This window comes from Halomonas sp. SL1 (assembly GCF_003030865.2).
In the GTDB taxonomy this organism is placed as follows: Bacteria; Pseudomonadota; Gammaproteobacteria; order Pseudomonadales; family Halomonadaceae; genus Halomonas; species Halomonas halophila.
Genome location: NZ_PYUQ02000021.1, coordinates 130,446 through 156,290, shown reverse-complemented (window position 1 = coordinate 156,290; position 25,845 = coordinate 130,446). Strand labels below are relative to the sequence as shown.

Sequence of the window (25,845 nt, the reverse complement as noted above, 5' to 3'; positions counted from 1 at the left end):
GGTCACCGGGCTCGGCCAAGCCCGCTCCAGCCGTCAGGATGGCGCCGGCCGCTAGAGCACCTTGCGGCGCAGCAGGCCTGTCACCGCTTCCCCGACCAGCACCAGCGCGATGATGGCGATGAGGATCGTCGCCACGGTAGGCCAGGCGAAGGTGTCGATGGAGCCCTGCAGGATGACCCCGATGCCGCCGGCGCCCACCAGTCCCAGCACTGTGGATTCGCGGATGTTGATATCCCAGCGCAGGATGACGATGGCGAAGAAGGCAGGCATGACCTGGGGCACCACCGCATAGGCGATAACCTTGGCCTTGGAGGCGCCGGTCGCCTCCATGGCCTCCACGGGGCGGCGGTCGATCTCCTCGATGGCCTCGCCCATCAGTTTGCCGATGAAGCCTACCGAACGGAACATGATGGCCAGTATGCCCGCGAGCACCCCAGGGCCGAAGATCGCCACGAACAGCAGTGCCCAGATGATGGTGTTCACCGAGCGGCTGGAGACCAGGATGAAGCGCCCCAGCCACAGGCAGGCGCGGTTGGGCGTGGTGTTCTGCGCAGCGATGTAGGAGACCGGCAGGGCGATGAAGATGGTGAGCATGGTCGCGAGGGTGGCGATGTGCACCGTCTCGATCATAGCATCCGCGATCTCGGCGAGCCGGGTCGGATCCGGCGGCCACATGCGCGCGCCCAAGCTCGAGATCTGGTTGGGGGCGTCCCATACCCATGGCCAGAAGATATCGATGTCGCTGACGGCCCAGACCACCACCATCAGGGTCAGCAGCATCACGCCGTAGCGGATCAGCCGCTGCTTGGGATTGTGCCGTCGCCAGATGCGATCGGCCAAGAGGTCGGTATCGTCTACCATATCTTCTTCCTTACCCAGCCGCTGACGCCTTCGCTGGCCAGGATCACCGCGATGATCACCAGCAGGATGGCGAAGGCGAAGTCATAGTCGTAGCGCCCGAAGGCGTTCATCAGGGTGCTGCCGATGCCGCCGGCGCCGACGATGCCGACCACCGCTGAGGCTCGAAGGTTGCTGTCGAGCTGATACATGGAGAGTCCTACCTGGCGGGGCAGGATCTGCGGGAAGACGGCGTAGAAGAGCGTCGTCAGATAGCCGGCGCCGGTGGAGCGCATCGCCTCCACCTGTCCCCAGTCGATCTCCTCGATCTCCTCGGCGAGCAGCTTGCCGACGAAGCCGATGGAGTAGAGGGTCAGCGTCAAGATCCCCGCCAGCGGGCCGAAGCCCACCGCCGCGACGAACAGGATGGCCACGATCACCGGGTGGAAGCTGCGCGAGACGATGATCACCGCGCGCCCCAGCAGGTAGATCGGCAGCGGTGCGACGTTTCGAGCCGCCATCACCGCGAACGGCACCGACAGCAGCACGCCGAGCAGCGTCGCCAGGATGGCGATCTGCAGGCTCTCGGTGAAGCCGGTGAGCAGCAGGTCGAAGCGCGACAGGCTCGGCGGGAAGCCGCCGCCGAAGATGCGCGCCGCCCGCGGAAGCCCCTCGCTGATGCGCTCCCAGTTGAAGGGCAGGCTGTCGAAGGCCCACACCAGGTAGGCCGCCAGCACCACCAGCAGGCCGTAGCGCACCAGCGGGTTGGCGATGAAGGGTGGCTTGCGCCAGGTGCGCGGCGTGGCGCGCGCCTCGCGGTCAGGACTGGCCATCGCGCACCTCCTCCGCGGGGGGCGGGGCGAGTTCGTCTTCCGGCGCCTCGATACCGCCGTAGATGGCATCCAGGGCGGCCTTGTCGAAGTCCGCAGGAGCACCGTCGAAGATCATGGTGCCGTGGCGCAGCCCGACGATACGGTCGGTGTAGGTCCTCGCCTGCGCCACGTTGTGGATGTTGATCAGCACCGGCAGCGCGAGCTCGCTCGCCAGGCTCTGCAGCAGCACCATGATCTGCTCGGAGGTACGAGGGTCGAGCGAGGCCGTGGGCTCGTCGGCGAGCAGCACCTCGGGCTCCTGCATCAGTGCCCGCACCACGCCGACGCGCTGGCGCTCGCCGCCGGATAGCTCGTCGGCACGCTTGTTGGCGTAGTGGGCGATTCCCACGCGCTCCATCAGCACGAAGGCGCGCTCGATGTCCGCCTCCGGGTAGCGCCGGGTGATGGCCTGGAAGAGGTTGACGTAGCCGAGTCGACCGGCCAGCACGTTCTCCATCACGGTGAGACGGTCGATCAGGTTGAAGCCCTGGAAGACCATGCCGATCTTGCGTCGGGCGCGGCGCAGTTCTCCGTGGCGCAGCGTGACAAGCTCGGTACCGTTGAGCTTGATCGAGCCCGAGGTCGGCTCCACCAGGCGGTTGATACAGCGCAGCATGGTGCTCTTGCCGGCGCCGGAGGCTCCCACGATGGAGACGACGCTGTTGCCTTCCACGGTCAGGTCGAGTCCCTTGAGGACCGGCTCGTCGCGGCCGTAACGCTTGATCAGGTTGGATATCTCTAGCATGAGGGGTCCGTCGAGAAAGGATCATCAAGACGTCGACGCCGGCCCTGCGGGAAGGCCGGCGCCGCTGACTCGTGAAGGTTACTGGAGGTTGTCGGGGGTGTACTCGACGCCGTTGGCACTCTGGATCGTGCGGATGACCTTCCAGTTGTCCTGATAGTTGATGGGGACGAACTTCTCGACGCCCTCGAATTCCTCGCCAAGCTCGGTGCCTGTGAACTCGAAGCTGAAGAAGGCCTCCTCGATCTTCTCGACCAGGTCGGGATGCAGGTTGTGGGCGTAGTTGTAGGAAGTGGTCGGGAAGCTGTCCGACTCGTAGATGATCTTGACGTCTTCCGGATCGTAGAGGCCGCGGGCGGCCATGCGATCGACCACCTCCGAGGCCACCGGAGCCGCGTCGTAGTCCTGGGCCACTACCCCGAGCATGGATTGATCATGACTGCCGGAGTACACCACCTCATAGTCTTCGCCGGGCACGATGTCCATTTCGGGGAACAGTGCCCGCGGCGCCTGGTTGCCGGAGTTGGAGGTCGGCGAGGTGTGGGCGACGCGCTTGCCCCTCAGGTCCTCCATCTCGTCGATGCCGGAATCGACGTGGGTATAGAGCTGCAGGGTGTAGCCGAAGCGACCGTCGTCAGAGCCCATCAGCGCGAAGGGCACGGCGCCCGCCAGGTTGACGGCGAAGGGGGTCGGGCCGGTGGAGAAGCCGGCGATGTGCAGGCGGCCGCTGCGCATGGCCTCGACCTGGGCCGAGTTGGACTGCACGGCGAAGAAGCGCACGTCGCGTTCGGTCACCTCCTCGAGGTGCTCGATAAACGGCTGCCAGATGTCGGAGTAGATGGCCGGATCCTCGACCGGAGTGTAGGCGAAGATCAGCGTGTCGGGATTGGCCCATTCGGACTCGTCTGTCGGCCGGTCGGCGACCATGTCGCCATTCTCGTCGCAGTAGATATTGGCCAGTGCGCCGCGCTCGCACTCCTCCTGCGCCTGGGCCTGGCTCGCCAGCATGGCCAGCGGCAGCAGCGTGGAGAGGGCGATGGGGACGAGCGAGCGATTTCCGGGGCGAGCGGAAGGGTAGATCATGGCGTGCCTCACGATTATTGTTTTAGGGCATGTGGTGTGTTGCATGTTCGGATATCGACATCAGCGAGCCACTGATGATTGATTCCGAATAACCTCTTTCAATCTAGGGTTTGTTACGAAACCATGTCAAACACTTTCCCCGGCGCCGACGGCGCCTGGCGCAACCGCTACCTGCTGATGCGTCACGGGCACAGCCAGGCCAACCAGGAGGGGCGGATCATCAGCTCGCCCGCGCTCGGCCTGACGGGGTTCGGCCTCTCGTCCCAGGGGCATGCTCAGCTCGACCAACTGCTGGCCGACTGGCGCTGGGCCAGGCCCCGGCGCATCCTGCACTCGGACTTTCTGCGGACCGCCGAGACTGCCGAGCGCGTCGCCACGCATTTCGGCCTGGCGCTCACCGTCGAGCCGCGCCTGCGGGAGCGTCATTTCGGCGAGCTCGAGGGGCAAAGCGACGCGCGCTATGCCGAGGTCTGGGCGCTCGACGCTCAGGATCCGACGCTGCGCCAAGGGGGCGTCGAGGCCGTGGCCGAGGTGGCGGCGCGCATGCGCGCCGTGATCGACGAGATGGAGGCGCGCCACCGCGACGAGACGATCCTGCTGGTCAGCCACGGCGATCCGCTGCAGATCCTGCTGACCGCCCTGGAGGGGCGCGCGCTGAGCCTGCACCGGGAGCGGGAGCCCCTGGCGCCGGCCAGCATCACGTCTCTATAAGTTCGCCGTCGCCACAACGACGCGCCTGGGGCCGGGCTCAGGCGGGGTGGCGGGCGCCCGCATCCGATGTCTCGGGGCCGAGCGTGGCGGACGGTAGTGCGGCCTCGAGGTAGTCGCTCAATCGCTGTCGCTCGGTGTCGGTGACTCGAAGCGCCAGCTTGGTGCGTCGCCAGAGAATGTCCTCGGCGCTGCGTGCCCACTCCTGCTCGACCAGATAGTCGACCTCGGCGGCGGTCAGGCCGGCCCCGAAGGCCTCACCCAGGGCCGCCTGACTGTCGCGGCCGTCGAGGAAGGCTCGGCACAAGGTGCCGTAGGTGCGGGAGAAGCGACGCGCCTGGTGGGCTTCCAGATAGGGATAGTCGACGAGCAGACGAGCCTCGAAGCTCGTTGGGTCGTCGATCTCGCCCCCTGGCAGCGGTGCCGCGGCAGTCCAGGGAGGGTGCATCCCGGTCAGGAAGGGGGAAAGCATCTCGAGGGCCGCCTCGGCCAGCTTGCGGTAGGTGGTGATCTTGCCACCGAAGACCGACAGCAGCGGGGCGCCATGAGTGTCGAGGTCCAGGGTGTAGTCCCGGGTCATGGCCGACGGGTCGGCGGACTCGTCATCGCAGAGCGGGCGCACGCCGGCGAAGGTGCGGATGACATCGTGGCGGGTCAGGGGAGTCTCGAAGTGGTCGTTGACGACATCGAGCAGATAGTCGATTTCCTCGTCGCTGGCTTCGACCCGGGCGGGATCGCCCTGGTACCGCCGGTCCGTGGTGCCGATCAGGCTGAAATCTTCCTCGTAGGGCAGCACGAAGACGATGCGCTTGTCGGTGTTCTGCAGAATGAAGGCGCGATCGTCGTGATTGCGCCGCGGGACGATGAGGTGGCTACCCTGGATCATGCGTACGCCGTAACGCGACGTGCGCGGTGTCATGCCGCGAATGACGCCTTCCACCCAAGGGCCTGCCGCATTGATCAGCGTGCGCGCGTGTCGCGTGAAGCGCGTGCCGCTTTCCGCGTGCTCCAGTTCGATTTCCCAGTGGCCATCGACCTCCCGAGCGTTGACGCATCGGGTGCCGACCATGATCTCGGCGCCTTGTTCGCGCGCCTGGATGGCGTTGAGGACCACGAGTCGAGCGTCGTCTACCCAGCAGTCGGAATACTCGAATCCTCGGGACAGATCGGTGGACAGTCCCAGTTCCGGCGTCAGGCGGAGCCCCTGTGACGCCGGCAGGCGTTCACGCCTGCCGAGATGGTCATACAGGAACAGGCCGGCACGGAGCATCCAGGCCGGACGCAGATGGGAGCGGTGGGGCAGGATGAAGCGCAGTGGCCAGATGATGTGGGGCGCCTTGGCGAGCAGTACCTCACGTTCGCGCAGCGCCTCGCGCACCAGTCGGAATTCGTGATGTTCCAGGTAGCGCAGTCCGCCATGGATCAGTTTGCTGCTGGCGGACGAGGTGGCACTTGCCAGGTCCGATTGTTCGCAAAGGCCGACCGAGAGGTCGCGCCCGGCCGCATCGGCGGCGATGCCGGCGCCATTGATGCCGCCGCCGATCACGAACAGATCCAGAATGTCGGGAGACGTCGCCATATCATGCTCCGTCGGGCGCAGGCCCTTGTGAAATATCGGTGATGTTGGAAAGCGAAAATAGGGTATTTGGAAGCGAACATCAAGCGGGCGTCATGCGAACCGCGTTGCCCCGAACGAGGGGGCTGGCGGCGGCGGAGGGCGGGCAGGGTGCGTTCAGGCGAGGTGCAGGGCGACGTCGTGCTGGCGAAGCAGTTCCTGGATGCGCTCAGAAGGCGGTCGGTCGGTGAACAGCGCATCGAGCTGGGAGAGGTTGCCCTGGCGCACGACGGGGTTGCGCTGAAACTTGGAATGGTCGGCGGCCAGGAAGACCTGACGAGAGTTCTGGATGATCGCCTGGGCCACGCGGACTTCCTGGTAATCGAACTCGAGCAGCGAGCCGTCTTCGTCGATGCCGCTGATGCCGATGATCCCGAAGTCGACCTTGAACTGATGGATGAAGTCGATGGTCGCCTCGCCGATGATGCCGCCGTCCCGCGAGCGGACCTGGCCGCCGGCGACGATAACGTTGAAATCTTCCTTGCGCTGGAGGATGGCGGCCACGTTGAGGTTGTTGGTGATGACCTCGAGGCCGCTGTGATCGAGCAGGGCTTCGGCAACGACTTCGTTGCTGGTGCCGATGTTGATGAAGAGCGAAGCGTGATCGGGGATATGCTGGGCGAGCAGATGCGCGATGCGCTGCTTGGCTTCCAGGTTCAGGTTCTTGCGCATCGCATAGGCGGTGTTGACCGTGCTGGATTCGAGGCCGGCGCCGCCGTGAACACGCCGGAGCTGGCCTTCCCCGGACAGTCGGTTGAGATCGCGGCGGATCGTCTGCGGGGTGACGGCGAAATGCTCGGTGAGCTGCTCGATGCTGGCGTAGCCCTGGCGTCGAACGAGTTCGACGATGCTGTCCTGGCGCTGCTGTGGGGTCATGCTAACTCCTTGAAGGTTGGCTATCTGCGCCAACCCGGACGCCGCTGCAGGCTGATGCTCGGCCCGTGGGGGCGCCGAAAGTCTTAGTCGTGAGGCGGCATCGCCAATTGAGTGCTATCAGTCGCTAGCGTAATCTTTTGATCATAATTGAACATTTTTCGGTGAAAAAGCGAAAGTGTTCCCGTGACAACGAGCCATCTCAGGATGCTTTCTCATGGCTTCTTACCTGCTTGCTATCGACCAGGGGACCACCAGCTCGCGCGCGATACTCTTCGATCGAGAGAGTCGCGGCATCGCGATGGCCCAGAGCGAGTTTCCTCAGCGGTTTCCGGCCGACGGATGGGTCGAGCACGACCCCGAAGCCATCTGGGAGAGCGTGCTGGCGACCTGTCGCGAGGTGATCGCCGAGCAAGGAGTGGCCATCGAGGAGATCGCCGGGATCGGCATCACCAATCAGCGGGAGACCACGCTGCTGTGGGATCGGGAAACCGGCAAGCCGCTTCACGACGCGATCGTATGGCAGGATCGGCGTACCGCCGAACACTGCCAGCGGCTTAGAGACGCCGGGCATGCCGAGCTGGTGCAGGCGCGTACTGGGCTTCTGATCGATCCCTATTTCTCGGCCACCAAGCTGGCCTGGCTGCTGGATAACGTCGAGGGTGCCCGGGAGCGAGCCGAGCGTGGCGAGCTGGCATTCGGCACGGTGGATACCTTCCTGATCTGGCGTCTCACCGGTGGCCGGGTGCACGCGACGGATGCGACCAATGCGTCGCGCACAGCACTGTTCGACATTCATTCGCAGCGCTGGGACCCGGATCTGATGGCGCTGTTCGATATCCCGGCCAGCCTGCTACCCGAGGTCAAGGACTCCAGTGACGACTTCGGTCGCACCGATGCCCATTGGTTCGGCGGCGAGCTGCCCATTGCCGGGGTGGCGGGTGACCAGCAGGCGGCCCTGGTGGGCCAGGCTTGCTTTCGCCCCGGCATGGGCAAGAGCACCTATGGCACCGGCTGCTTCATGATCGTCAACACCGGCGAGCGGGCGGAAGTCTCGCGGAATCGCCTGCTCACGACAGTGGGTTATCGCCTGAATGGCGTTCCGACCTATGCCATGGAGGGCAGTATCTTCGTGGCTGGAGCGACCGTCCAATGGCTGCGTGACGGGCTGAAGCTGTTCGCCGATGCGTCCGAGACCGAGTCCCTGGCGCGTGAGACCAAGAGTAGTAACAGCGTGTATCTGGTGCCGGCCTTTACCGGGTTGGGGGCGCCGCACTGGGATCCCAAGGCCCGCGGTGCGATCCTCGGGCTGACCCGAGACACCGGCATTGCCGATATCGTGGCCGCCGGCCTCCAGGCGGTCTGCTATCAGACGCGGGATCTGCAGGTGTGCATGAGTGACGACATGCGCACGCCGCCGGGCACCCTTCGGGTGGATGGCGGCATGGTGGTCAATGGCTGGGTGATGCAGTTTCTGGCCGACATGCTGGGCGTGCAGGTGGACCGTCCGGGCATTCTCGAGACCACGGCGCTTGGGGCGGCTTATCTGGCCGGTCTGCGACTTGGCTGGTACCGGGATCTCGAGGAGATAGCGGCACTCTGGCAGAGCGAGCGCAGCTTCTTCCCGTCAATGGAGGAGGGCGAGCGCGAGCGCCTCTATAGCGGTTGGCTGGAAGCGGTGGAACGCGTGCGCTGTGATCCTGAAGGTGCAGCGCCAAGCTCCTGATCCACCGTGACTTGTTTGTGTCGTGCCTGGAAAAAGCGCTTGCATATTTTCGCAGGGTCCGTAAAATACGCATCCGTTGTCACGGCACAGATCGCCGGAAACAGCGACAGTAGGACCATAGCTCAGTTGGTTAGAGCGCCACGTTGACATCGTGGAGGTCGGCGGTTCAAATCCGCCTGGTCCTACCAACGCGACACGACATCGATAGCAGGACCATAGCTCAGTTGGTTAGAGCGCCACGTTGACATCGTGGAGGTCGGCGGTTCAAATCCGCCTGGTCCTACCATCGCGCCGCGACATCGACAGCAGGACCATAGCTCAGTTGGTTAGAGCGCCACGTTGACATCGTGGAGGTCGGCGGTTCAAATCCGCCTGGTCCTACCAGATTCCGCAAAAACGCCCCGAGGCTTACGCTTCGGGCGTTTTTCGTTGTGCCTATGGCTCGGGCGGGGGGCGATGCGCTTCCGCCCGGCGGCATTTGCGGCCGCCGGGCGGAGCAAGTCCCTAGCCGAGATCGCTGCGCTCGATGAACACCTTCACCAGGGCCTCGAGGCCGGCCTGGTCGTCGGCGCCGAAGCGGCTGCGGGTCGGGCTGTCCAGGTCGAGCACGCCCCACAGGCGGTCGTTGACCACGATCGGGATCACCAGCTCGGCCCGGGAGGCGGCGTCACAGGCGATGTGGTCGGGGATAGCGTGGACGTCCTCGACGCGCTGTGTCTCGCGGGAGCGCGCCGCGGCGCCGCACACGCCCTTGCTGAACGGAATCGGATGGCAGGCGGGCTGGCCCTGGAAGGGGCCGAGCGACAGCACCTCGGGCTGGCGCTGCAGGTAGAAGCCGGCCCAGTTCAACTCGGGCACCTGCTGCATGATGAAGGCGCAGGTCTGGGCACTGTTGGTCAGCCAGTCACGGGTGTCCAGCAGGGCGTCGAGCTGGCGGGCGAGCAGGGCGTAATCGGTCATGGTCTCTCCTTCAACGACAGGGGCCGGCTCAGCGGCCGGCCCCATCGGTAGCGTGATCTGCGATCGCGCTGGTCTGGTTCTTCGGTTTACTCGGCCTGTTCCGGTTCGTCGATCCAGCCGGGCACGGCGGCGCCGTCGAACAGCTCCTCGGCCTTGGCGGCCACTTCGTCGCTCTGGTAAGCGTCGACCAGCTGCTGGATCGCCTCGCGGTCCTCGTCACCGGCGCGCACGGCGATCAGGTTGACGTAGGGGGAGTCCGGGCCTTCCTTGATCAGGGCATCGTCCAGGCTCAGGCCGGCCGGCTGGGCGAAGGTGTTATTGATGAAGGCCATGTCCACATCGGGCAGCACGCGGGGCAGCTGGGCGGCCTCGATCTCGCGGAAGTCGAAGTCGTGCGGGTTCTCGACCACGTTCAGCGGGGTGGCCTCGAGGTTCGCCGGATCGTCCAGGGTGATCAGGCCCAGCTCGTGCATCAGGATCAGCGAGCGGCCCTCGTTGGTCGGGTCGTTGGGCAGGGCGATGGTGGCGCCGTCCGGCAGCGCGTCGATGCTGTCGAACTTCTCGGAGTAGGCGCCGATCGGATAGACGAAGGTGCGGCCGGCGATGGCGAAGTCGTAGCCGCGGTCGTCGATCATCGACTGCATGTACGGCTCGTGCTGGTAGGCGTTGGCATCCAGGCTGCCGTCGGCCAGCGCGGCGTTGGGCGTGACGTAATCGGTGAACTCGACGATCTCGACGTCCAGGCCGTACTCGCGCTCGGCGACGTCGGCGGCGACCTGCATGACGTCGGTCTCGGGGCCGGCCACGGTGCCGACCTTGATGCCGTGCTCGTCGGCGTTGGCCTGGCCGATCGCGAGGGCCAGGGCGGAAGCGGCGAGGCCGCCGATCAGGATGCTGCGCATATATTAAACCTCCTATCGTATTGCTTTGATACTAAAGGAATAAACAGGGTAATTTAAATATCTTTTCGTTATTTGCCAGATGCCATCTCGAAGGGTGGCGCTGATTGACGTCGCGAGCGAAGACAGGCTGGTTGCCGCCGGAGCGCAGCTCCCGGAGTGTAGCCTGCTACATGAGGAGAGCGAGCACCGCCGGCGGCCAGGATGTCGAGCGCAGCAGTCAATCAGTGTCGGCCCTCACTTGTGATCGCTCTTGCGCACTAGATAGTCCCCCAGGCTCTGGAAGCCCTGCACCATGACCACCAGGATCACCACGGTGATGAGCATGATGGTGGGGTTGAAGCGATTGTAGCCGTAGCGGATGCCTAGATCGCCCAGGCCGCCGCCGCCTACCGCGCCGGCCATGGCGGAGTAGCTGATCAGGGTCACGACGGTCACGGTCAGGGCGGTGAAGATACCGCCGCGGGCTTCGGGAAGCAGCACTCGGGTGATGATCTGCCAGGGCGTGGCGCCCATGGACTGGGCGGCTTCCACCAGGCCCGGCGGGATCTCGTTCAGCGCGCCTTCGACCAGGCGTGCCACGAACGGGATGGCGGCGATGGTCAGCGGCACCACCGCGGCGTTGGTGCCGATGGAGGAGCCGACCAGGGTGCGGGTGAAGGGGATGATGGCCACCATCAGTATGATGAAGGGCACCGAGCGGCCGACGTTGGTGATGATGCCCAGCACGCCGTTGAGCGCCGGCTGGGCCAGTACCTGGCGGGGTCGGGTGACGTTGAGCAGCACGCCTAGCGGGATGCCCACCGCGGCGGAGATCAGTCCGGAGATCGCCACCATGTAGAGGGTGTCTAGGGTGGCTTCGAGGATCAGTTCAATCATCGCGCTGGACATGGCCGAGCACCTCCACCTTCAGGTCATGGGTTTCCAGGTAGGCGATGGCGCGACGCGTCTCGTCCGCGTCGCCCATCAGTTCGGCGATCATCAGGCCCAGGGTGCGATCCTGGATCGACTCCACCTTGGCCTGAAGAATGCTGACGTCGACGCCGCACTCACGGGCCAGCCGCGAGATCAGCGGCGTGGAGACGGCGTCGCCGGAGAAGGCCAGGCGTACCACCGGATGCGTCTTCGCACCGGGCGACTCCTCAAGGCGTTCGACCAGCGTGCGTGGCGGCTCGAGCTCGAGGAAGTCGTTGAGGAAGTCGCGCCCAAGCCGGGTGCCGGGGGCGGTGAAGAAGTCGCCGACGTCGGCTTCCTCGACCAGCTCGCCGCCGGAGATCAGGCTGACGCGATGGCAGATGGTCTTGACCACCTCCATCTCGTGAGTGATCAGCAGGATGGTCAGCCCGAGCTTCTGGTTGATGTCCTGCAGCAGCTCCAGGATCGCGCCGGTGGTATGCGGGTCGAGCGCCGAGGTGGCCTCGTCGCACAGCAGCACCCGCGGACGGCTGGCCAGCGCCCGGGCGATGGCCACGCGCTGCTTCTGGCCGCCGGAGAGCTGGGCCGGGTAGTGGCTGGCCTTGTCGGCCAGGCCGACGAGCTCCAGCAGTGGCGTGACGCGCTCGCGGATTTCCGCTTTCTTCACGCCCATCAGCTCCAGCGGCAGCGCGACGTTGTCGAAGACGGTGCGCGAGGTCAGCAGGTTGAAATGCTGGAAGATCATGCCGATGCGATGGCGCGCCTGGTTGAGCGCGTCGCGGGACAGGCCGGTGAGTTCCTGGCCGTCCACCGTGACGGTGCCCGTGGTGGGGCGCTCGAGCAGGTTCACGCAGCGGATCAGGGTCGACTTGCCGGCGCCGGACAGGCCGATCACGCCGTGGATCTGCCCCTGGGGCACGTGCAGGTCAACGGGCTTGAGCGCTTCGACACCGTCGCGCTTGCCCTTGGTGAAGTAGGTCTTGGATACGTTCTGGAGTCGAATCATCTGGGCCACCGGGGTGGCGCCGGGGGAGGGGCGGGCCGTCAGCCGGCGAGCGGCCAAAAAAAAGGCCACCCTGACGGGTGGCCATCAACGCTGGACACACCCTTTTAGCTGCACTTCCTGCCGCACGGCTCGAAAACCATGCGTCAGCGGCGCCCGCAATCCGGGTCCAAATCGGCGCCGTCAAAATGTGCGCGTATCCTAGGGTTCGAACGGGCGTATGTCAAACCATTTGGTCCAAGTTGGTGTTCGCTAGCCGGGCTGATGGTGAGAATACCCAGAAAAACGCCTGAGACAGGAAAAACGTCTGGCGTAAGGGGCAGGGAGGGGCATCCGGTCGCTCCCGCGCCTCACCGGTGCCGCCATGGACGCCAGGTGTTGCCTTTCCCTACACTGATCGTCTTTGCGCCCGTCCGGGCGGCATGACACGAGAGGAAGATCAGCACATGTTCACAGGCATCGTGCAGGGCATCGCCGAGGTAGTGGCCATCGAGGAGGCGGAAGCCTTCCGCACTCATGTAGTGCGCCTGCCGGGGGCGCTGGGCGAGGGGCTCGAGATCGGCGCCTCGGTGGCCCACAACGGGGTCTGCCTGACCGTCACCGAGATCGAGGGCGAGCGCGTCAGCTTCGACCTGATGCGCGAGACGCTGCGCGTCACCAACCTCGGCGAGCTGGCCGTCGGCGACCGGGTCAACGTCGAGCGCGCGGCGCGCTTCGGTGACGAGATCGGCGGCCACGCCATGTCAGGCCACGTGATCGCCACCGCCGAGCTGGTGTCCCTCGACGAGGCGCCCAACAACCGCCGGCTGTGGTTCGAGCTGCCGGAGTCTCTGGGCCGCTTCGTGTTCGACAAGGGCTACATCGGCGTCGACGGCGCCAGCCTGACCATCGGCGAGGCGCGGCCGGCCACTGCCGAGCACGCCCCGCGCTTCTGCGTCGATCTGATCCCCGAGACCCTGGCGCGCACCGTGCTTGCCGACCGGGTGCCGGGCGACCGCGTCAACATCGAGATCGATCCCCAGACCCAGGCCATCGTCGAGACGGTGGAGCGGGTGATGGCCTCTCGCGACGCCTGAGGCGTTCAGCGTGCGTTGGCCAGTCCGCTGGCCAGCGTTCCAAGCATCCCTTATATATCAGGAAGCCGTGCCGCATCGCCGGTAGCGGATGGCGCCTCGATTCCCGGGACGCCATCCGCTACCATGTGCGGCTTTTCTCGCACCCAGCAGGACGCCAAGCGCCGCACAGGACGAATTCTCCATGCAGAAAAGCCTGATCGAACGTCACTTCAAGCTCGCCGAACACGGCACGAACGCAAAGACCGAGATCATCGCCGGGATCACCACCTTCCTGACGATGGCCTACATCATCTTCGTCAATCCGAGCATCCTCTCCGAATCCGGCATGGACTACGGTGCGGTGTTCGTGGCCACCTGTCTGGCCTCCGCGGTGGGCTGTCTCATCATGGGGCTGTGGGCCAACTATCCCATCGCCCTGGCGCCCGGCATGGGTCTCAACGCCTTCTTCACCTATGGCGTGGTGATGGGGATGGGCTACAGCTGGGAAGCGGCGCTGGGCGCGGTCTTCCTGTCCGGTTTCACCTTCTTCCTGCTTAGCGTGTTCCGCATCCGCGAGTGGATCATCAACTCGATTCCCATGTCGCTGCGCCTGGGGATCGCCGCCGGTATCGGCCTGTTCCTGGCCATGATCGCGCTGCAGAATTCCGGCATCGTGGTGGCCAACGAGGCAACCTACGTGGCTCTCGGCGATCTGTCCGAGCCCGCGGCGCTCTACGCGCTGCTCGGCTTCTTCGTGATCACGGCGCTGGCACACCTGCGCGTCACCGGCGCGGTGATGATCGGCATCCTCGGCATCACCGCGCTGTCGATGCTGCTCGGCCATAACGAGTTCGGCGGCATCGTCTCCATGCCGCCCTCCATCGCGCCGACCCTGATGCAGCTCGACCTGGCCGGTGCCCTGGATGTGGCCATGCTCAGCGTGGTGTTCGCCTTCCTGTTCGTCGACCTGTTCGACACCTCCGGCACCCTGATCGGCGTCGCCCATCGGGGCGGCCTGCTCGACAAGGACGGCAAGCTGCCGCGTATCGGCCGCGCCATGATGGCCGACAGCGGCGCCTCCATGGCCGGTGCCGCGCTCGGTACCTCGACCACCACCAGCTACATCGAGTCCACCGCCGGCATCATCTCCGGCGGACGCACCGGCCTGACCGCCGTGGTGGTCGGCGTGCTGTTCTTGATCAGCCTGTTCTTCTCGCCGCTGGCGGGCTCCATCCCGGCCTTCGCCACCGCCGGCGCGCTGCTCTACGTGGCGGTGCTGATGGCGGGCAGCCTGGCCCACGCCGACTGGAACGACGCCACCGAGGCGGCGCCGGTGCTGATTGCGGCACTCGCCATGCCGCTGACCTTTTCCATTGCCGAGGGCATCGCCCTGGGCTTCGTCAGCTACGCCGCCATCAAGGCCCTGTCCGGTCGCTTCCGCGACCTGAATCCGGCCGTGGTGGTGCTGGCGCTGGTCTTCAGCGCCAAGCTGCTGTTCCTCGACTGACACCGACCGACGAGAATCGTGATGAGCATCTACGGCGACTACATCAAGTCCGTCATCCGCACCGTACCCGACTGGCCGCAGCCGGGCGTCAACTTCCGTGACATCACGCCGCTGCTGCAGAACAGCTCGGCCTTCCGCAAGCTGATCGACAGCTTCGTGCACCGCTACCAGGACCTGGAGCTCGACGCCATCGCCGCCATCGACGCGCGCGGCTTCATCGTCGGCGCGCCGCTGGCCTACGAGCTGGGCTGCAGCTTCGTGCCGGTGCGCAAGAAGGGCAAGCTGCCGTTCAAGACCATCAGCGAGACCTATACGCTGGAATACGGCGAAGCCGAGGTCGAGCTGCACAGCGACGCCTTCCGCGAGGGCGACCGCATCCTGGTGGTCGACGACCTGATCGCCACCGGTGGCACCATGCTGGCCGCGGCCAAGCTGATCACCCGCAGCGGCGGCCATGTGGTGGAGACGTCCACCATCGTCGACCTCCCGGACCTGGGTGGCGCCGATCGTATTCGCGAGGCCGGTTTCAACGTCTTCGCGGTCTGTTCCTTCACCGAGGACGAGTGACGCCATCATGAGTCATCGCTATCACCAGCACTTCACCGTGTCCTGGGACCAGCTGCACCGGGACGTGCGCGAGCTTTGCCATCGACTGGTCGAGCGCGACTTCCAGGGCATCGTCGCCATCACCCGCGGCGGCCTGATTCCGGCGGCGCTGATCGCCCGCGAGCTCAATGTGCGACTGATCGACACCGTCTGTATCAAGAGCTACGAGGGGCAGGACCAGGGGGCGCTCGAGGTGATTAAGGGCGTCGACCACGACGGCGACGGCTGGCTGCTGGTGGACGATCTCGTCGATACCGGCAAGACGGCGCGCAAGGTACGCGAGATGCTGCCTCGCGCACACTTCGTCACCGTCTATGCCAAGCCGGAGGGGCGCCCGCTGGTTGACCAGTACCTCACCGAGGTGGCCCAGGACTGCTGGATCCAGTTCCCCTGGGACATGGGGGTGACCTATGTCGAACCCCTGGCCGACCGGATCAAGCGCTGACGCATGAATAGCCCGTTACCCGACAGCTGGCAGCGCTGGCTCGGCGACGAGTTCGCCGCGCCCTACATGCAGGCGCTGCGTGACTTCCTGGCGGCCGAGAAGGCCGCCCGCAAGGTCATCTACCCGCATTCCTCCGACTGGTTTCGCGCCTTCGAGCTGACGCCACTGGATCGGGTCAAGGTGGTGATCCTCGGCCAGGACCCTTACCACGGGCCGGGCCAGGCCCACGGCCTGTGCTTCTCGGTGCGTCCCGGGGTACGCATTCCGCCGTCGCTGGTCAACGTCTACAAGGAGCTGGCCACCGACGTCGACTTCGTGCCCGTCGACCACGGCAACCTGGAGCACTGGGCGCGCCAGGGCGTGCTGCTGCTGAACACCTCGCTGACGGTGGAGCAGGGCAACGCCGGCTCCCATCGCGGCAAGGGCTGGGAGACGTTCACCGATCGCGCCATCGCCACGGTCAGCGAGCACGCCGAGCCCACGGTCTTCCTGCTGTGGGGTAGCCACGCGCGCCAGAAGAAGGCGTTGATCGACACCTCGCGCCATCTGGTGCTGGAGTCGCCGCACCCGTCGCCGCTGTCGGCGCACCGCGGCTTCTTCGGTAACCACCACTTCTCGCGAGCCAATGCCTTCCTCGCCGAGCACGGCCGTGAGCCGGTCGACTGGCAGCTGCCGGCCACGCCGGAGTGACGGACCGCCGTTCCCGGGAGTGGCGACTCGCCCGGGAACGGCCGTTTCCGTCGCTGATTTCGCGTCGTTCAACGCCTGTTCCACGACGATCGAGTCGTGTCGTTCCGCTGTCAACGGTCGCCTTAACCTTGGGCCGGCTTGCGGGTAGAATGGCGCGCGATTTTGCGCACGCCCCGTGTGCGACTAAGCTTGCCGACGAATCCCCACGCCCGAAGAGGTCCGCCCCATGAGTGTCCATGCCATCCAGCATCCCCTGGTCCAGCACAAGCTGGGACTGATGCGCGAGGCCGGTATCAGCACCAAGAGTTTCCGAGAACTGGCCGGCGAGGTGGCCAAGCTGCTGACCTACGAGGCGACCCAGGATCTGGAGCTGGAAACCACCGAGCTCGACGGCTGGAGCGGCAACAAGATTCCCGTCCAGCAGCTCAAGGGCAAGAAGACCACTATCGTGCCGATCCTGCGTGCCGGTCTCGGCATGCTCGACGGCGTCACCGATCTGATTCCCAGCGCGCGGATCAGCGTGGTCGGCCTCTACCGCGACGAGGAGACCCTCGAGCCGGTGCCGTACTTCTCCAAGTTCGCCGGCGAGATGGACGAGCGCATGGCCATCGTCATCGATCCGATGCTGGCCACCGGCGGCACCATGGTCGCGACGCTGGACATGCTGCGCGAGCGCGGCTGCCAGCACATGAAGGTGATCGTGCTGGTGGCCTCGCCCGAGGGCATCGAGCGCGTGCAGGCATCCTACCCGGACATCGAGATCTACACCGCCGCGGTGGATGAGCGCCTGGACGAGCACGGCTACATCGTCCCCGGGCTGGGGGATGCCGGGGACAAGATCTTCGGCACCCGCTGATTGTTGACCGGCACCTGGCTGCGCTCGAACCATTGACAAGAAGCGCCTCGCACGCGAGTCCGATCAAGATGCTCATTTACTTCAGTAAACTCCGCTCTTTCCTCGCTTCTTGCCTTGTGACCCACAGGGACTGTGGGAAATGCGTAGCCCTCGTCGGGAACGAGGCTAGCCGGTCGTCGCTCGCCGTGGTGCCCGCTCAACAATAGATTCTTTGCTTTGACGCCCCTTCTTCTGGGGCGTTTTTCTGCCTGGCTCTTACGGAGATTTCGGATGACGGAAAGTACCGCTTCCTCGACCGCCCCGACGGTCGAATCCCCGCTGCGTACGCTGATCGTCGGCGCCCAGATGCTGTTCGTGGCCTTCGGCTCGCTGGTGCTGGTGCCGCTGCTGACCGGTCTCGATCCCAACGTGGCGCTGTTCACCGCCGGCATCGGCACCCTGGTGTTCCACGCCGTGACCCGCAACAGCGTGCCGGTGTTTCTGGCCTCGTCCTTCGCCTTCATCGCGCCGATCCAGGGCTCGGTGGCGAGCTTCGGCGTGTCCGCGACCCTCGGCGGGCTGCTGGCCGCCGGTGTGGTCTACGTGGTGATCTCTCAGATCGTGCGCCTCAAGGGCACCGTCTGGCTGCATCACCTGTTGCCGCCGGTGGTGGTGGGCCCGGTGATCATGGTGATCGGCCTGGCCCTGGCGCCGGTCGCGGTGGACATGGCCACCGGCGGCACCAGCGATGCCATCGGCTACGGCCGAGCGATGGTGCTGTCCATGGCCAGCCTGCTGGTGACCCTGGTGCTGGCGGTGTTCGGCCGCGGCCTGATCCGCCTGATCCCGATCCTCGGCGGCATCGTCACCGGCTATGTGCTGGCCGCGCTGATGGGCGTGGTCGACTACACGCCGGTGCGTGAGGCGGCCTGGCTGGCGATGCCCGAGTTCGTGGCGCCGAGCTTCCACTGGGCGGCGGTGCTGTTCATGATTCCGGTGGCCATCGCCCCGGCGGTGGAGCACATCGGTGACATGATCGCCATCGGCTCGGTGACGCGTCGCAACTACCTGGACAAGCCCGGCCTGCACCGCACCCTGCTGGGCGACGGTCTGGCGACCTGCACGGCTTCGCTGTTCGGCGGCCCGCCCAACACCACCTACTCCGAGGTCACCGGTGCCGTAACCCTGACTCGCGCCTTCAATCCGCGGATCATGGTGGTCACCGCGGTGATCGCCGTGCTGCTGTCCTTCCTCGGCAAACTCGGTGCCGTGCTGCAGACCATTCCCGGCCCGGTGATGGGCGGCATCATGACCCTGCTGTTCGGCTCCATCGCGGTGGTCGGCATGAACACCCTGGTGCGCGCCGGCAAGCCGCTGACCGCACCGCGCAACCTGGTGGTGGTGTCGCTGATCCTGGTCTTCGGCATCGGCGGCATGCAGCTCGGCGGTGGCCAGTTCACGCTGCAGGGCGTCGGTCTCGCCGCGCTGGTGGGTATCCTACTCAACGCCATCCTGCCGCGCGCCGAAGAGGAATAAGGCCTCGCCGCCGGCGCTGTCGCGGCGCCGGCGGCCGGCCTCCCTTTGCGTCTTGCTTCTCTCGTTGCTTTCCCCTCATTCCTTCGCCCTTGGTCTGGCTTGGCAAGGAGGCTTCTAGGGTCTACATTTTTATAAAATGTAGAAATTTACCGGAGCACCCCCATGAGCCAGATCACTCCCATGACCTGGGATGACCCCTTCCGCCTCATCGATCAGCTGGACGGCGACGAACGCCTGGCCCAGCAGACCGCCCACGACTACTGCCAGGAGCAGCTGCTGCCCCGGGTGCGCGAGGCCAACCGCCTGGAGCGCTTCGATCGCGAGATCATGACCGAGATGGGCGAGCTCGGCCTGCTCGGGGCGACCATCGACGGCTTCGGCTGCGCCGGGATGAACTATGTCAGCTACGGGCTGATCGCCCGCGAGGTCGAGCGGGTCGACTCCGGCTATCGCAGCGCCATGAGCGTGCAGTCGAGCCTGGTCATGTACCCGATTCACGCCTTCGGCAGCGAGGCCCAGAAGGATCGCTACCTGCCGAAGCTCGCCAGCGGCGAGTGGGTCGGCGCCTTCGGTCTCACCGAGCCGGATCACGGCTCCGATCCCGGCGCCATGTCGACCCGTGCCCGGCGCACCGGCGGTGGCTGGCGGCTCAGCGGCACCAAGACCTGGATCACCAACGCGCCGATCGCCGACGTCTTCGTGGTCTGGGCCCGGGACGAGGAGGGCACGATCCGCGGTTTCGTGCTGGAGCAGGGCATGACGGGACTGTCGGCCCCCAGGATCGACGGCAAGTTCAGCCTGCGCGCCTCGACCACCGGTCAGATCGTGATGCAGGACGTGGAGGTCTCGGACGACGCCCGTCTGCCCGGCGTCACCGGCCTCAAGGGGCCCTTCTCGTGCCTCAACCGTGCCCGCTTCGGCATCGCCTGGGGCAGCATGGGCGCCGCCGAGGCCTGCTGGCACGCCGCCCGTCAGTACACCCTCGACCGGCAGCAGTTCGGTCGCCCCCTGGCCGCCAATCAGCTGATCCAGAAGAAGCTCGCCGACATGCAGACCGAGATCGCGCTGGGGCTGCAAGCCGCGCTGCGGGTGGGGCGGATGATCGACGACGGCCAGCTGGTGCCCGAGACCATCTCGCTGATCAAGCGTAACAACTGCGGCAAGGCCCTGGACATCGCTCGGCAGGCGCGGGACATGCATGGCGGCAACGGCATCAGCGACGAGTATCCGGTGATCCGCCACGTCATGAATCTCGAGGCGGTCAACACCTACGAGGGCACCCACGATATTCATGCGCTGATACTCGGCCGGGCGCAGACCGGCATTCAGGCCTTCACCGGATAACGCTTATATCGACGAGCGAGGAGCGCCGGGGGCAAGCCTGAGAGGAGGTCCTACGCCAAGGAAGGCGTCGGTAGCGTACAGGGAGGTATTCACAGCGCCTCCTCGATGGCTTGACGCCGGAGCAGCTCCGAGAGGAGGGGGAACTCAATGAGCGGACCGCTGGAAGGCGTGGTGGTGCTGGACCTGTCTCGGGTGCTGGCCGGGCCCTGGGCGGGGCAGCTGCTGGCCGACCTGGGCGCCCGGGTGATCAAGATCGAGCACCCCGTGCGCGGCGACGATACCCGCGGCTGGGGGCCGCCCTGGCTGGAGAGCGAGGTGAGCGGCGAAGGGAGCAGAGGGGGAGATGGCGAAGAGGGCGGCAAAGAGCGCGCCGAGCGTCTGGCGGCCTATTACCTTTGCGCCAATCGCGGCAAGCAGTCGCTGGCCGTGGATATCGCCACCGAGGCGGGCCAGGCGCTGGTGCGTCGGCTCGCCGCCGGCGCCGACGTGGTGCTGGAGAACTTCAAGGTCGGCGGTCTGGCCCGCTACGGGCTCGATCATCAGAGTCTCAAGGCAGTGAACCCCGGCCTGATCGGCTGCTCGATCACCGGCTTCGGCCAGGATGGCCCCTACGCCCATCGCGCCGGCTATGACTTCATGATCCAGGCCCTGGGCGGGCTGATGAGCCTGACCGGCGAGCCCGACGGCATGCCGATGAAGACCGGGGTGGCGATCACCGACGTGATGACCGGCCTCTATGCCGCTATCGGCGTGCTGGCGGCGCTGTACGAGCGGCAGCAGGGCAAGGGGTCATCACCCTCCGAGGGGCGTCATATCGACGTGGCGCTGCTCGACGTCCAGCTGGCGACCCTGGCCAATCAGGCGCTCAACGCCCGGGTGACGGGCGAGAATCCCGCCCGCCACGGCAACGCCCACCCCAACATCGTGCCCTATCAGGCCTTCGCCTGCGACGACGGCTACCTGGTGCTGACGGTGGGCAACGACGCCCAGTTCGCGCGCCTGGCCGAGTTGCTGGGGCATCCGGACTGGGTCGACGATCCCGCCTTCGCCACCAACGCCGCCCGGGTCGCGCACCGCGAGGCGCTGGTCCCGCGGATCGCCGAGGTGTTCCTGAGCCGGCCGCGCGATGCCTGGCTGGCCGACCTCGAGGCCCTCGGCGTTCCTGCCGGGCCGATCAATACCCTGACCGAGGCCTTCGACGATCCTCAGGTGCGTCATCGCGGCCTGTGCCGCAGCCTGGCGCATGCCGATGGCCGGACGGTGCCGCAGATGGCCAACCCGCTGCGCTTCGACGGCGAGAGCGCCACCTCCGATTGCCCGCCGCCGGGCCTTGGCCAGGACAGCGATGCCGTGCTCGCCGAGCTGGGCCTCGACGCCGAGGCGATCGCGCGGCTGCGGCGGCTGAATATCGTGCGTTGAGGCGCTTCGTGACCTGGGCCCGGTGTTCCCTGAGGCCTGGTCAGCGCGGCGAGAAGCGTCGGCTGATGCCGGTCTCGGCGATCATCCGTGTCGAGATCTCCTCCACCGAGAAGCGCGTGGTATCGATGTAGGGGATGTGCATGCGACGATACAGCGCCTCGGCCTCGGCCACTTCCTGCACGCACTGATCCATGGAGCTGTAGCGGCTGTTGGGACGTCGTTCGTGGCGGATCGCCGCCAGCCGGCGCGGATCGATGGTCAGGCCGAACAGCTTGTGGCGATGCTTGGCCAGCACCGGCGGCAGCTTGAGGCTGCCGTTCTCGTCCTGGTCGTCTTCGGTCAGCGGGTAGTTGGCGGCGCGGATGCCGAACTGCAGCGCCAGGTACAGCGAGCTCGGCGTCTTGCCGCAGCGTGACACCCCGACCAGGATGATGTCCGCCTTGTCGTACTGGTGAGTGCGGGCACCGTCGTCGTTGTCCAGGGCGAAGTGCACCGACTGGATGCGGTCCATGTAGACATCGTCGCTGCCGATGGCGTGGGTACGGCCCACGCTGTAGGAGGAGTGGGTGGCCAGCTCCTGCTCCAGCGGCTCGAGGAAGGTCGAGAAGATGTCGACCTGGAAGCCCTCGGCGTCGCGGATCACGGCGCGCACGTCCTGGTCGACGATGGTGTCGATGATGATCGGCGTGTTGCCGTCCTTGACCGCGGTGGCCTGGATCACCTCGACCAGGCGCTTGGCCTTTTCGACGCTGTCGATGTAGGGCTTGGTCAGCATGCGGATCTCGACGTTCTCGAACTGGGCCAGCAGGCTGCGACCCAGGCTCTCGGCGGTGATGCCGGTGCCGTCGGAAATGAAGAAGGCGGTGCGTGTCATGGGGCTCGCTCGGGCGGGGGAGAATGGCCTCATTGTCGAGTCTCGCGCGGGGCCAGACAAGCGCGACTACAGGAAACGCCAGGATCGGCGAATTGTTGTAAAAAACCTTCAGTGACTTAGCTGTTAGACCAATGGCGAATATGGAAGGCCGTTGATAGAGTCGTTCGCATCCACCCATGACGCTGCGTCATGCACTTTCCGGTGTCGGTTTCCAATCCTAAGGGGGTTTCGTGGACGATTACATTCAGTGGTTCGATCAGCTGGGCATGAACGACGTCGAGCGCGTCGGCGGCAAGAATGCCTCGCTCGGCGAGATGATCTCCAACCTGGCCGAGGCCGGCGTCACCGTGCCCGGCGGTTTCGCTACCACCGCCCACGCCTACCGCGAGTTCCTGTCCCACGAAGGCCTCAACGAGCGCATCAACCAGGCGCTGTCCACGCTGGACGTCGATGACGTCGCCGAGCTGGCCCGCGTCGGTGCCCAGATCCGCCAGTGGGTGATCGACACGCCGCTGCCCCCGACCTTCGAGGCCGCCCTGCGCGAGAGCTACGACAAGCTCGCCGCCATGCACCCCAACCTCAAGGTCGCGGTGCGCAGCTCCGCCACCGCCGAGGACCTGCCGGACGCGTCCTTCGCCGGCCAGCAGGAGACCTTCCTCAACATCGAAGGCTTCGACAACATCAAGCGTGCCGTGCACGAGGTGTTCGCCTCGCTGTTCAACGACCGCGCCATCTCCTACCGCGTGCACCGCGGCTACGCCCACGAGAACGTGGCGCTGTCCGCCGGCATCCAGAAGATGGTGCGCTCCGAGACCGGCGCCTCCGGCGTGATGTTCACCCTGGACACCGAGTCCGGCTACCGCGATGCGGTCTTCGTCACCGCCTCCTGGGGCCTGGGCGAGACCGTGGTGCAGGGTGCGGTGAACCCCGACGAGTTCTACGTCCACAAGCCGACCCTGGCCGCCGGCCGCCCGGCCGTGCTGCGTCGCAACCTGGGCTCCAAGCTGATCAAGATGGTCTACACCGAGGATGCCAGCGCCGGCAAGTCGGTCGAGACCGTGGACGTCCCGCTGGCCGACCGCGCGCGCTTCTGCGTCGACGACGAGCAGGTCATGGCACTGGCTCGCCAGGCGGTGATCATCGAGCAGCACTACGGCCGCCCGATGGACATCGAGTGGGCCATGGACGGCGACGACGGCAAGCTCTACATCGTCCAGGCGCGCCCCGAAACCGTGGTCTCCCAGCAGGAAGGCGGCAAGCTCGAGCGTTTCCAGCTCAAGGAAAAAGGCCGCACTCTGGTGACCGGCCGGGCCATCGGTCAGCGCATCGGCAGCGGCGCGGTCAAGGTCGTCGAGACCCCCGAGGACATGGACAAGATCCATGCCGGCGACGTGCTGGTCACCGACATGACCGACCCCGACTGGGAGCCGGTGATGAAGCGCGCCTCGGCCATCGTCACCAACCGCGGCGGCCGTACCTGCCACGCGGCGATCATCGCCCGCGAGCTGGGCATCCCGGCCGTGGTCGGCTGCGGCGACGCCACCGAGGTGCTCGAGGACGGCCGCGAGGTCACCGTGTCCTGCGCCGAGGGCGACACCGGTCACGTCTACGACGGCCAGCTGGCCTTCGAGCGCAACGTCACCAGCGTCGACGCCATGCCGGAAATCCCGTTCAAGATCATGATGAACGTCGGCAACCCGGACCGCGCCTTCAGCTTCGCCGGCCTGCCCAACGCCGGTGTCGGCCTGGCGCGCCTGGAGTTCATCATCAACCGCATGATCGGCGTGCACCCCAAGGCGCTGCTCGACTACGAGACCCTGTCGCCGGATCTGCAGCAGACCATCGACGTGCGTACCGCCGGCTACGACGACCCGGTCAGCTTCTACGTCGACAAGCTGGTCGAAGGCGTCTCCACCCTGGCGGCCTCCTTCTACCCGCAGCGGGTCATCGTGCGCCTCTCGGACTTCAAGTCCAACGAGTACGAGAACCTGATCGGCGGCAAGCTCTACGAGCCGGGTGAAGAGAACCCGATGCTCGGCTTCCGCGGCGCCTCGCGCTACCTCTCCGAGGACTTCCAGGCCTGCTTCGAGCTGGAGTGCCGGGCGATCAAGCGCGTGCGCGACGAGATGGGCCTCGACAACGTCGAGATCATGGTGCCCTTCGTGCGTACCACCGAGGAAGCGAGCGGCGTCATCGACCTGCTGGCCGCCAACGGCCTGAAGCGCGGCGACAACGGCCTCAAGGTCATCATGATGTGCGAGCTGCCGGCCAACGCCCTGCTGGCCGACGAGTTCCTCGAGTACTTCGACGGCTTCTCCATCGGCTCCAACGACCTGACCCAGCTGACCCTGGGCCTCGACCGCGACTCCGGCATCGTCGCCGGCCTCTTCGAGGAGCGTAATCCGGCGGTCAAGAAGCTGCTGTCCATGGCCATCCAGGCCTGCAAGACCCAGGGCAAGTACGTGGGCATCTGCGGCCAGGGCCCGTCCGACCACCCCGACCTCGCCAAGTGGCTGATGGAGCAGGGCATCGACTCCGTGTCCCTGAACCCGGACGCGGTACTGGAAACCTGGTTCATGCTGGCCGGCGAAACCCTGGGCTGATCGCCCGAGATCGCTGAGTCGGACATCACGACACCCGGGCCAAGGCCCGGGTGTCGTCGTTTCTGCACGCCCTTTGCACGCTCGATGGCGCGCGAGTGGCTAGACTGCAGGCATCACTCAGGCAAAGGAAGAATGCCCGTCATGCCCTCACAGAGACGTCGATTCCATCGCCTGGCGCCGACCGGCGCCCTGATCCTCGGCCTCGTGGCGCTGCCGGCGCTGGCCAATCCCGGCAACGGCGGCGGACCGCCGGAGCATGCCAAGGGCGGACAGGGAGGACAGGGAGGACAGGGCAGTCAGGGGCCATCGGAACGGCTGCACCGGGACGCGACCGACCGGGATCGCGAGCGACACGAGGAGCGCCGCTTCGATGATCGGGACTGGGATCGTGACCGCGACCGCTATGGCCGTGACGGCCCCAGCCTCGAGGAAGCGCTGATCCGCGATATCTTTTACGGGCATCGCGATCGCTATGCCCGTGAGGATCGCGCCTCGATTCCCCCGGGGGTGCGGCAGAACCTGGCCCGCGGCAAGCCCATGCCTCCCGGCATCGGCAAGCGGTTCGACGACGACATCCGTCGCGACCTGCCGCACTACGACGGCTACGAATGGCGCCGCGTCGGTGTCGATGCGGTGCTGGTCGATATCACCAACGACATCATCTACGACGTGATCCGCGACGTGCTCGACTGATCCGC

24 protein-coding genes and 3 tRNA genes are annotated in these 25,845 nt (G+C 66.1%); 16 read left to right on the top strand and 11 right to left on the bottom strand.

Annotated elements, in window-relative coordinates; genetic code table 11:
- Positions 1 to 51: 51 nt before the first annotated feature.
- The 4 genes from phnE (C9J49_RS14735) to phnD all read right to left on the bottom strand — a co-directional run bounded on the left by phnE (C9J49_RS14735) (position 52) and on the right by phnD (position 3,534).
- Positions 52 to 861 (bottom strand): phosphonate ABC transporter, permease protein PhnE, encoded by an 810-nt coding sequence (gene phnE / locus C9J49_RS14735; RefSeq protein WP_046080272.1) that lies wholly within the window; start codon positions 859 to 861, stop codon positions 52 to 54.
- Entirely contained in the window at positions 855 to 1,670 is an 816-nt protein-coding gene (phnE, locus tag C9J49_RS14730; protein ID WP_107182005.1) for a phosphonate ABC transporter, permease protein PhnE, read from the bottom strand. The genes phnE (C9J49_RS14735) and phnE (C9J49_RS14730) overlap by 7 nt, the downstream gene beginning before the upstream one ends.
- Entirely contained in the window at positions 1,657 to 2,454 is a 798-nt protein-coding gene (phnC, locus tag C9J49_RS14725) for a phosphonate ABC transporter ATP-binding protein (RefSeq protein WP_035598623.1), read from the bottom strand. Before phnC ends, phnE (C9J49_RS14730) begins: the two co-directional genes overlap by 14 nt.
- A 78-nt stretch (positions 2,455 to 2,532) precedes the next feature.
- Positions 2,533 to 3,534: a phosphate/phosphite/phosphonate ABC transporter substrate-binding protein gene (phnD, locus tag C9J49_RS14720; RefSeq protein WP_082090964.1), complete on the bottom strand. Its 1,002-nt coding sequence runs from the start codon at positions 3,532 to 3,534 to the stop codon at positions 2,533 to 2,535.
- A gap of 123 nt (positions 3,535 to 3,657) precedes the next feature.
- Here phnD and C9J49_RS14715 point away from each other — a divergent pair, with 123 nt between their 5' ends.
- Complete coding sequence (locus C9J49_RS14715; RefSeq protein WP_046080274.1) at positions 3,658 to 4,245, top strand: histidine phosphatase family protein; 588 nt, start codon at positions 3,658 to 3,660, stop codon at positions 4,243 to 4,245.
- Between the two features lie 37 nt (positions 4,246 to 4,282).
- Here the strand turns inward: C9J49_RS14715 and glpD are convergent, their stop codons facing one another.
- Together glpD and C9J49_RS14705 are read right to left on the bottom strand one after the other, a co-directional pair.
- Positions 4,283 to 5,821 (bottom strand): glycerol-3-phosphate dehydrogenase, encoded by a 1,539-nt coding sequence (gene glpD, locus C9J49_RS14710; RefSeq protein ID WP_046080275.1) that lies wholly within the window; start codon positions 5,819 to 5,821, stop codon positions 4,283 to 4,285.
- A 153-nt stretch (positions 5,822 to 5,974) separates the two neighbouring features.
- On the bottom strand, positions 5,975 to 6,733 hold the full coding sequence (locus tag C9J49_RS14705) for a DeoR/GlpR family transcriptional regulator (RefSeq protein ID WP_035598632.1): 759 nt from the start codon (positions 6,731 to 6,733) through the stop codon (positions 5,975 to 5,977).
- Between the two features lie 214 nt (positions 6,734 to 6,947).
- On the opposite strand from C9J49_RS14705, the gene glpK reads away from it, so the two are divergent.
- From glpK to C9J49_RS14685, 4 genes are all read left to right on the top strand, one after another.
- On the top strand, positions 6,948 to 8,456 hold the full coding sequence (glpK, locus tag C9J49_RS14700; RefSeq protein WP_046080276.1) for a glycerol kinase GlpK: 1,509 nt from the start codon (positions 6,948 to 6,950) through the stop codon (positions 8,454 to 8,456).
- 111 nt (positions 8,457 to 8,567) lie between these two features.
- Positions 8,568 to 8,644, top strand: a tRNA-Val gene (locus tag C9J49_RS14695).
- Between the two features lie 21 nt (positions 8,645 to 8,665).
- Positions 8,666 to 8,742: transfer RNA gene (locus C9J49_RS14690), tRNA-Val, on the top strand.
- A 21-nt stretch (positions 8,743 to 8,763) separates the two neighbouring features.
- A tRNA-Val gene (locus C9J49_RS14685) sits at positions 8,764 to 8,840 on the top strand.
- A gap of 120 nt (positions 8,841 to 8,960) precedes the next feature.
- Here C9J49_RS14685 and C9J49_RS14680 read toward each other — a convergent pair.
- From C9J49_RS14680 to C9J49_RS14665, 4 genes are all read right to left on the bottom strand, one after another.
- The gene (locus tag C9J49_RS14680) at positions 8,961 to 9,416 is read right to left on the bottom strand and encodes a GAF domain-containing protein (RefSeq protein ID WP_046080277.1); all 456 of its coding nucleotides are present in this window, start codon (positions 9,414 to 9,416) and stop codon (positions 8,961 to 8,963) included.
- A gap of 86 nt (positions 9,417 to 9,502) precedes the next feature.
- Positions 9,503 to 10,318, bottom strand: coding sequence for a MetQ/NlpA family ABC transporter substrate-binding protein (locus tag C9J49_RS14675; protein WP_046080278.1), 816 nt, complete (start codon positions 10,316 to 10,318; stop codon positions 9,503 to 9,505).
- A gap of 234 nt (positions 10,319 to 10,552) precedes the next feature.
- On the bottom strand, positions 10,553 to 11,206 hold the full coding sequence (locus tag C9J49_RS14670; RefSeq protein ID WP_035598641.1) for a methionine ABC transporter permease: 654 nt from the start codon (positions 11,204 to 11,206) through the stop codon (positions 10,553 to 10,555).
- Complete coding sequence (locus C9J49_RS14665; RefSeq protein WP_035598734.1) at positions 11,187 to 12,236, bottom strand: methionine ABC transporter ATP-binding protein; 1,050 nt, start codon at positions 12,234 to 12,236, stop codon at positions 11,187 to 11,189. Before C9J49_RS14665 ends, C9J49_RS14670 begins: the two co-directional genes overlap by 20 nt.
- A gap of 443 nt (positions 12,237 to 12,679) precedes the next feature.
- Between C9J49_RS14665 and C9J49_RS14660 the strand changes: the two genes are divergently transcribed.
- From C9J49_RS14660 to C9J49_RS14620, 9 genes are all read left to right on the top strand, one after another.
- Positions 12,680 to 13,309 (top strand): riboflavin synthase subunit alpha, encoded by a 630-nt coding sequence (locus tag C9J49_RS14660; protein ID WP_107182004.1) that lies wholly within the window; start codon positions 12,680 to 12,682, stop codon positions 13,307 to 13,309.
- A gap of 181 nt (positions 13,310 to 13,490) precedes the next feature.
- Positions 13,491 to 14,795, top strand: a complete 1,305-nt coding sequence (locus C9J49_RS14655) for an NCS2 family permease (protein WP_035598646.1) — start codon at positions 13,491 to 13,493, stop codon at positions 14,793 to 14,795.
- 21 nt (positions 14,796 to 14,816) lie between these two features.
- On the top strand, positions 14,817 to 15,362 hold the full coding sequence (locus C9J49_RS14650) for an adenine phosphoribosyltransferase (RefSeq protein ID WP_016854700.1): 546 nt from the start codon (positions 14,817 to 14,819) through the stop codon (positions 15,360 to 15,362).
- 4 nt (positions 15,363 to 15,366) lie between these two features.
- Positions 15,367 to 15,846 carry a xanthine phosphoribosyltransferase gene (gene gpt / locus C9J49_RS14645; protein ID WP_107182151.1) on the top strand — a complete coding sequence of 160 codons (480 nt, stop codon included), beginning with the start codon at positions 15,367 to 15,369 and terminating at the stop codon, positions 15,844 to 15,846.
- Positions 15,847 to 15,849: 3 nt separating this feature from the next.
- Positions 15,850 to 16,536: a uracil-DNA glycosylase gene (gene ung, locus C9J49_RS14640; protein ID WP_107182003.1), complete on the top strand. Its 687-nt coding sequence runs from the start codon at positions 15,850 to 15,852 to the stop codon at positions 16,534 to 16,536.
- 226 nt (positions 16,537 to 16,762) lie between these two features.
- The gene (gene upp / locus C9J49_RS14635; protein WP_046080281.1) at positions 16,763 to 17,392 is read left to right on the top strand and encodes a uracil phosphoribosyltransferase; all 630 of its coding nucleotides are present in this window, start codon (positions 16,763 to 16,765) and stop codon (positions 17,390 to 17,392) included.
- A 270-nt stretch (positions 17,393 to 17,662) separates the two neighbouring features.
- Positions 17,663 to 18,907, top strand: a complete 1,245-nt coding sequence (locus C9J49_RS14630) for a uracil-xanthine permease family protein (RefSeq protein ID WP_107182002.1) — start codon at positions 17,663 to 17,665, stop codon at positions 18,905 to 18,907.
- Between the two features lie 162 nt (positions 18,908 to 19,069).
- The gene (locus C9J49_RS14625; protein WP_046080283.1) at positions 19,070 to 20,251 is read left to right on the top strand and encodes an acyl-CoA dehydrogenase; all 1,182 of its coding nucleotides are present in this window, start codon (positions 19,070 to 19,072) and stop codon (positions 20,249 to 20,251) included.
- A gap of 147 nt (positions 20,252 to 20,398) precedes the next feature.
- On the top strand, positions 20,399 to 21,670 hold the full coding sequence (locus C9J49_RS14620; protein ID WP_107182001.1) for a CaiB/BaiF CoA-transferase family protein: 1,272 nt from the start codon (positions 20,399 to 20,401) through the stop codon (positions 21,668 to 21,670).
- A gap of 40 nt (positions 21,671 to 21,710) precedes the next feature.
- On the opposite strand, the gene C9J49_RS14615 is transcribed toward C9J49_RS14620, so the two are convergent.
- A complete protein-coding gene (locus tag C9J49_RS14615; protein WP_035598661.1) occupies positions 21,711 to 22,544 on the bottom strand; it encodes a pyruvate, water dikinase regulatory protein in 834 nt (277 codons plus the stop codon).
- A 230-nt stretch (positions 22,545 to 22,774) separates the two neighbouring features.
- On the opposite strand from C9J49_RS14615, the gene ppsA reads away from it, so the two are divergent.
- Positions 22,775 to 25,147 (top strand): phosphoenolpyruvate synthase, encoded by a 2,373-nt coding sequence (ppsA, locus tag C9J49_RS14610; protein WP_107182000.1) that lies wholly within the window; start codon positions 22,775 to 22,777, stop codon positions 25,145 to 25,147.
- 141 nt (positions 25,148 to 25,288) lie between these two features.
- On the top strand, positions 25,289 to 25,840 hold the full coding sequence (locus tag C9J49_RS14605; protein WP_107181999.1) for an anti-virulence regulator CigR family protein: 552 nt from the start codon (positions 25,289 to 25,291) through the stop codon (positions 25,838 to 25,840).
- Positions 25,841 to 25,845 lie beyond the last annotated feature (5 nt).

Excerpts from the sequence above, each read along its gene's own strand:
- phnE (WP_107182005.1), bottom strand. The coding sequence starts at position 1,670 with ATGGCCAGTCCTGACCGCGAGGCGCGCGCCACGCCGCGCACCTGGCGC.
- C9J49_RS14665 (WP_035598734.1), bottom strand. The coding sequence starts at position 12,236 with ATGATTCGACTCCAGAACGTATCCAAGACCTACTTCACCAAGGGCAAG.
- C9J49_RS14680 (WP_046080277.1), bottom strand. The coding sequence starts at position 9,416 with ATGACCGATTACGCCCTGCTCGCCCGCCAGCTCGACGCCCTGCTGGAC.
- C9J49_RS14620 (WP_107182001.1), top strand. The coding sequence starts at position 20,399 with ATGAGCGGACCGCTGGAAGGCGTGGTGGTGCTGGACCTGTCTCGGGTG.
- C9J49_RS14670 (WP_035598641.1), bottom strand. The coding sequence starts at position 11,206 with ATGTCCAGCGCGATGATTGAACTGATCCTCGAAGCCACCCTAGACACC.
- C9J49_RS14615 (WP_035598661.1), bottom strand. The coding sequence starts at position 22,544 with ATGACACGCACCGCCTTCTTCATTTCCGACGGCACCGGCATCACCGCC.
- C9J49_RS14650 (WP_016854700.1), top strand. The coding sequence starts at position 14,817 with ATGAGCATCTACGGCGACTACATCAAGTCCGTCATCCGCACCGTACCC.
- glpK (WP_046080276.1), top strand. The coding sequence starts at position 6,948 with ATGGCTTCTTACCTGCTTGCTATCGACCAGGGGACCACCAGCTCGCGC.
- C9J49_RS14675 (WP_046080278.1), bottom strand. The coding sequence starts at position 10,318 with ATGCGCAGCATCCTGATCGGCGGCCTCGCCGCTTCCGCCCTGGCCCTC.
- ung (WP_107182003.1), top strand. The coding sequence starts at position 15,850 with ATGAATAGCCCGTTACCCGACAGCTGGCAGCGCTGGCTCGGCGACGAG.
- C9J49_RS14705 (WP_035598632.1), bottom strand. The coding sequence starts at position 6,733 with ATGACCCCACAGCAGCGCCAGGACAGCATCGTCGAACTCGTTCGACGC.
- phnC (WP_035598623.1), bottom strand. The coding sequence starts at position 2,454 with ATGCTAGAGATATCCAACCTGATCAAGCGTTACGGCCGCGACGAGCCG.
- C9J49_RS14605 (WP_107181999.1), top strand. The coding sequence starts at position 25,289 with ATGCCCTCACAGAGACGTCGATTCCATCGCCTGGCGCCGACCGGCGCC.
- phnE (WP_046080272.1), bottom strand. The coding sequence starts at position 861 with ATGGTAGACGATACCGACCTCTTGGCCGATCGCATCTGGCGACGGCAC.
- C9J49_RS14625 (WP_046080283.1), top strand. The coding sequence starts at position 19,070 with ATGAGCCAGATCACTCCCATGACCTGGGATGACCCCTTCCGCCTCATC.
- upp (WP_046080281.1), top strand. The coding sequence starts at position 16,763 with ATGAGTGTCCATGCCATCCAGCATCCCCTGGTCCAGCACAAGCTGGGA.
- C9J49_RS14715 (WP_046080274.1), top strand. The coding sequence starts at position 3,658 with ATGTCAAACACTTTCCCCGGCGCCGACGGCGCCTGGCGCAACCGCTAC.
- glpD (WP_046080275.1), bottom strand. The coding sequence starts at position 5,821 with ATGGCGACGTCTCCCGACATTCTGGATCTGTTCGTGATCGGCGGCGGC.
- C9J49_RS14655 (WP_035598646.1), top strand. The coding sequence starts at position 13,491 with ATGCAGAAAAGCCTGATCGAACGTCACTTCAAGCTCGCCGAACACGGC.
- C9J49_RS14630 (WP_107182002.1), top strand. The coding sequence starts at position 17,663 with ATGACGGAAAGTACCGCTTCCTCGACCGCCCCGACGGTCGAATCCCCG.
- phnD (WP_082090964.1), bottom strand. The coding sequence starts at position 3,534 with ATGATCTACCCTTCCGCTCGCCCCGGAAATCGCTCGCTCGTCCCCATC.
- C9J49_RS14660 (WP_107182004.1), top strand. The coding sequence starts at position 12,680 with ATGTTCACAGGCATCGTGCAGGGCATCGCCGAGGTAGTGGCCATCGAG.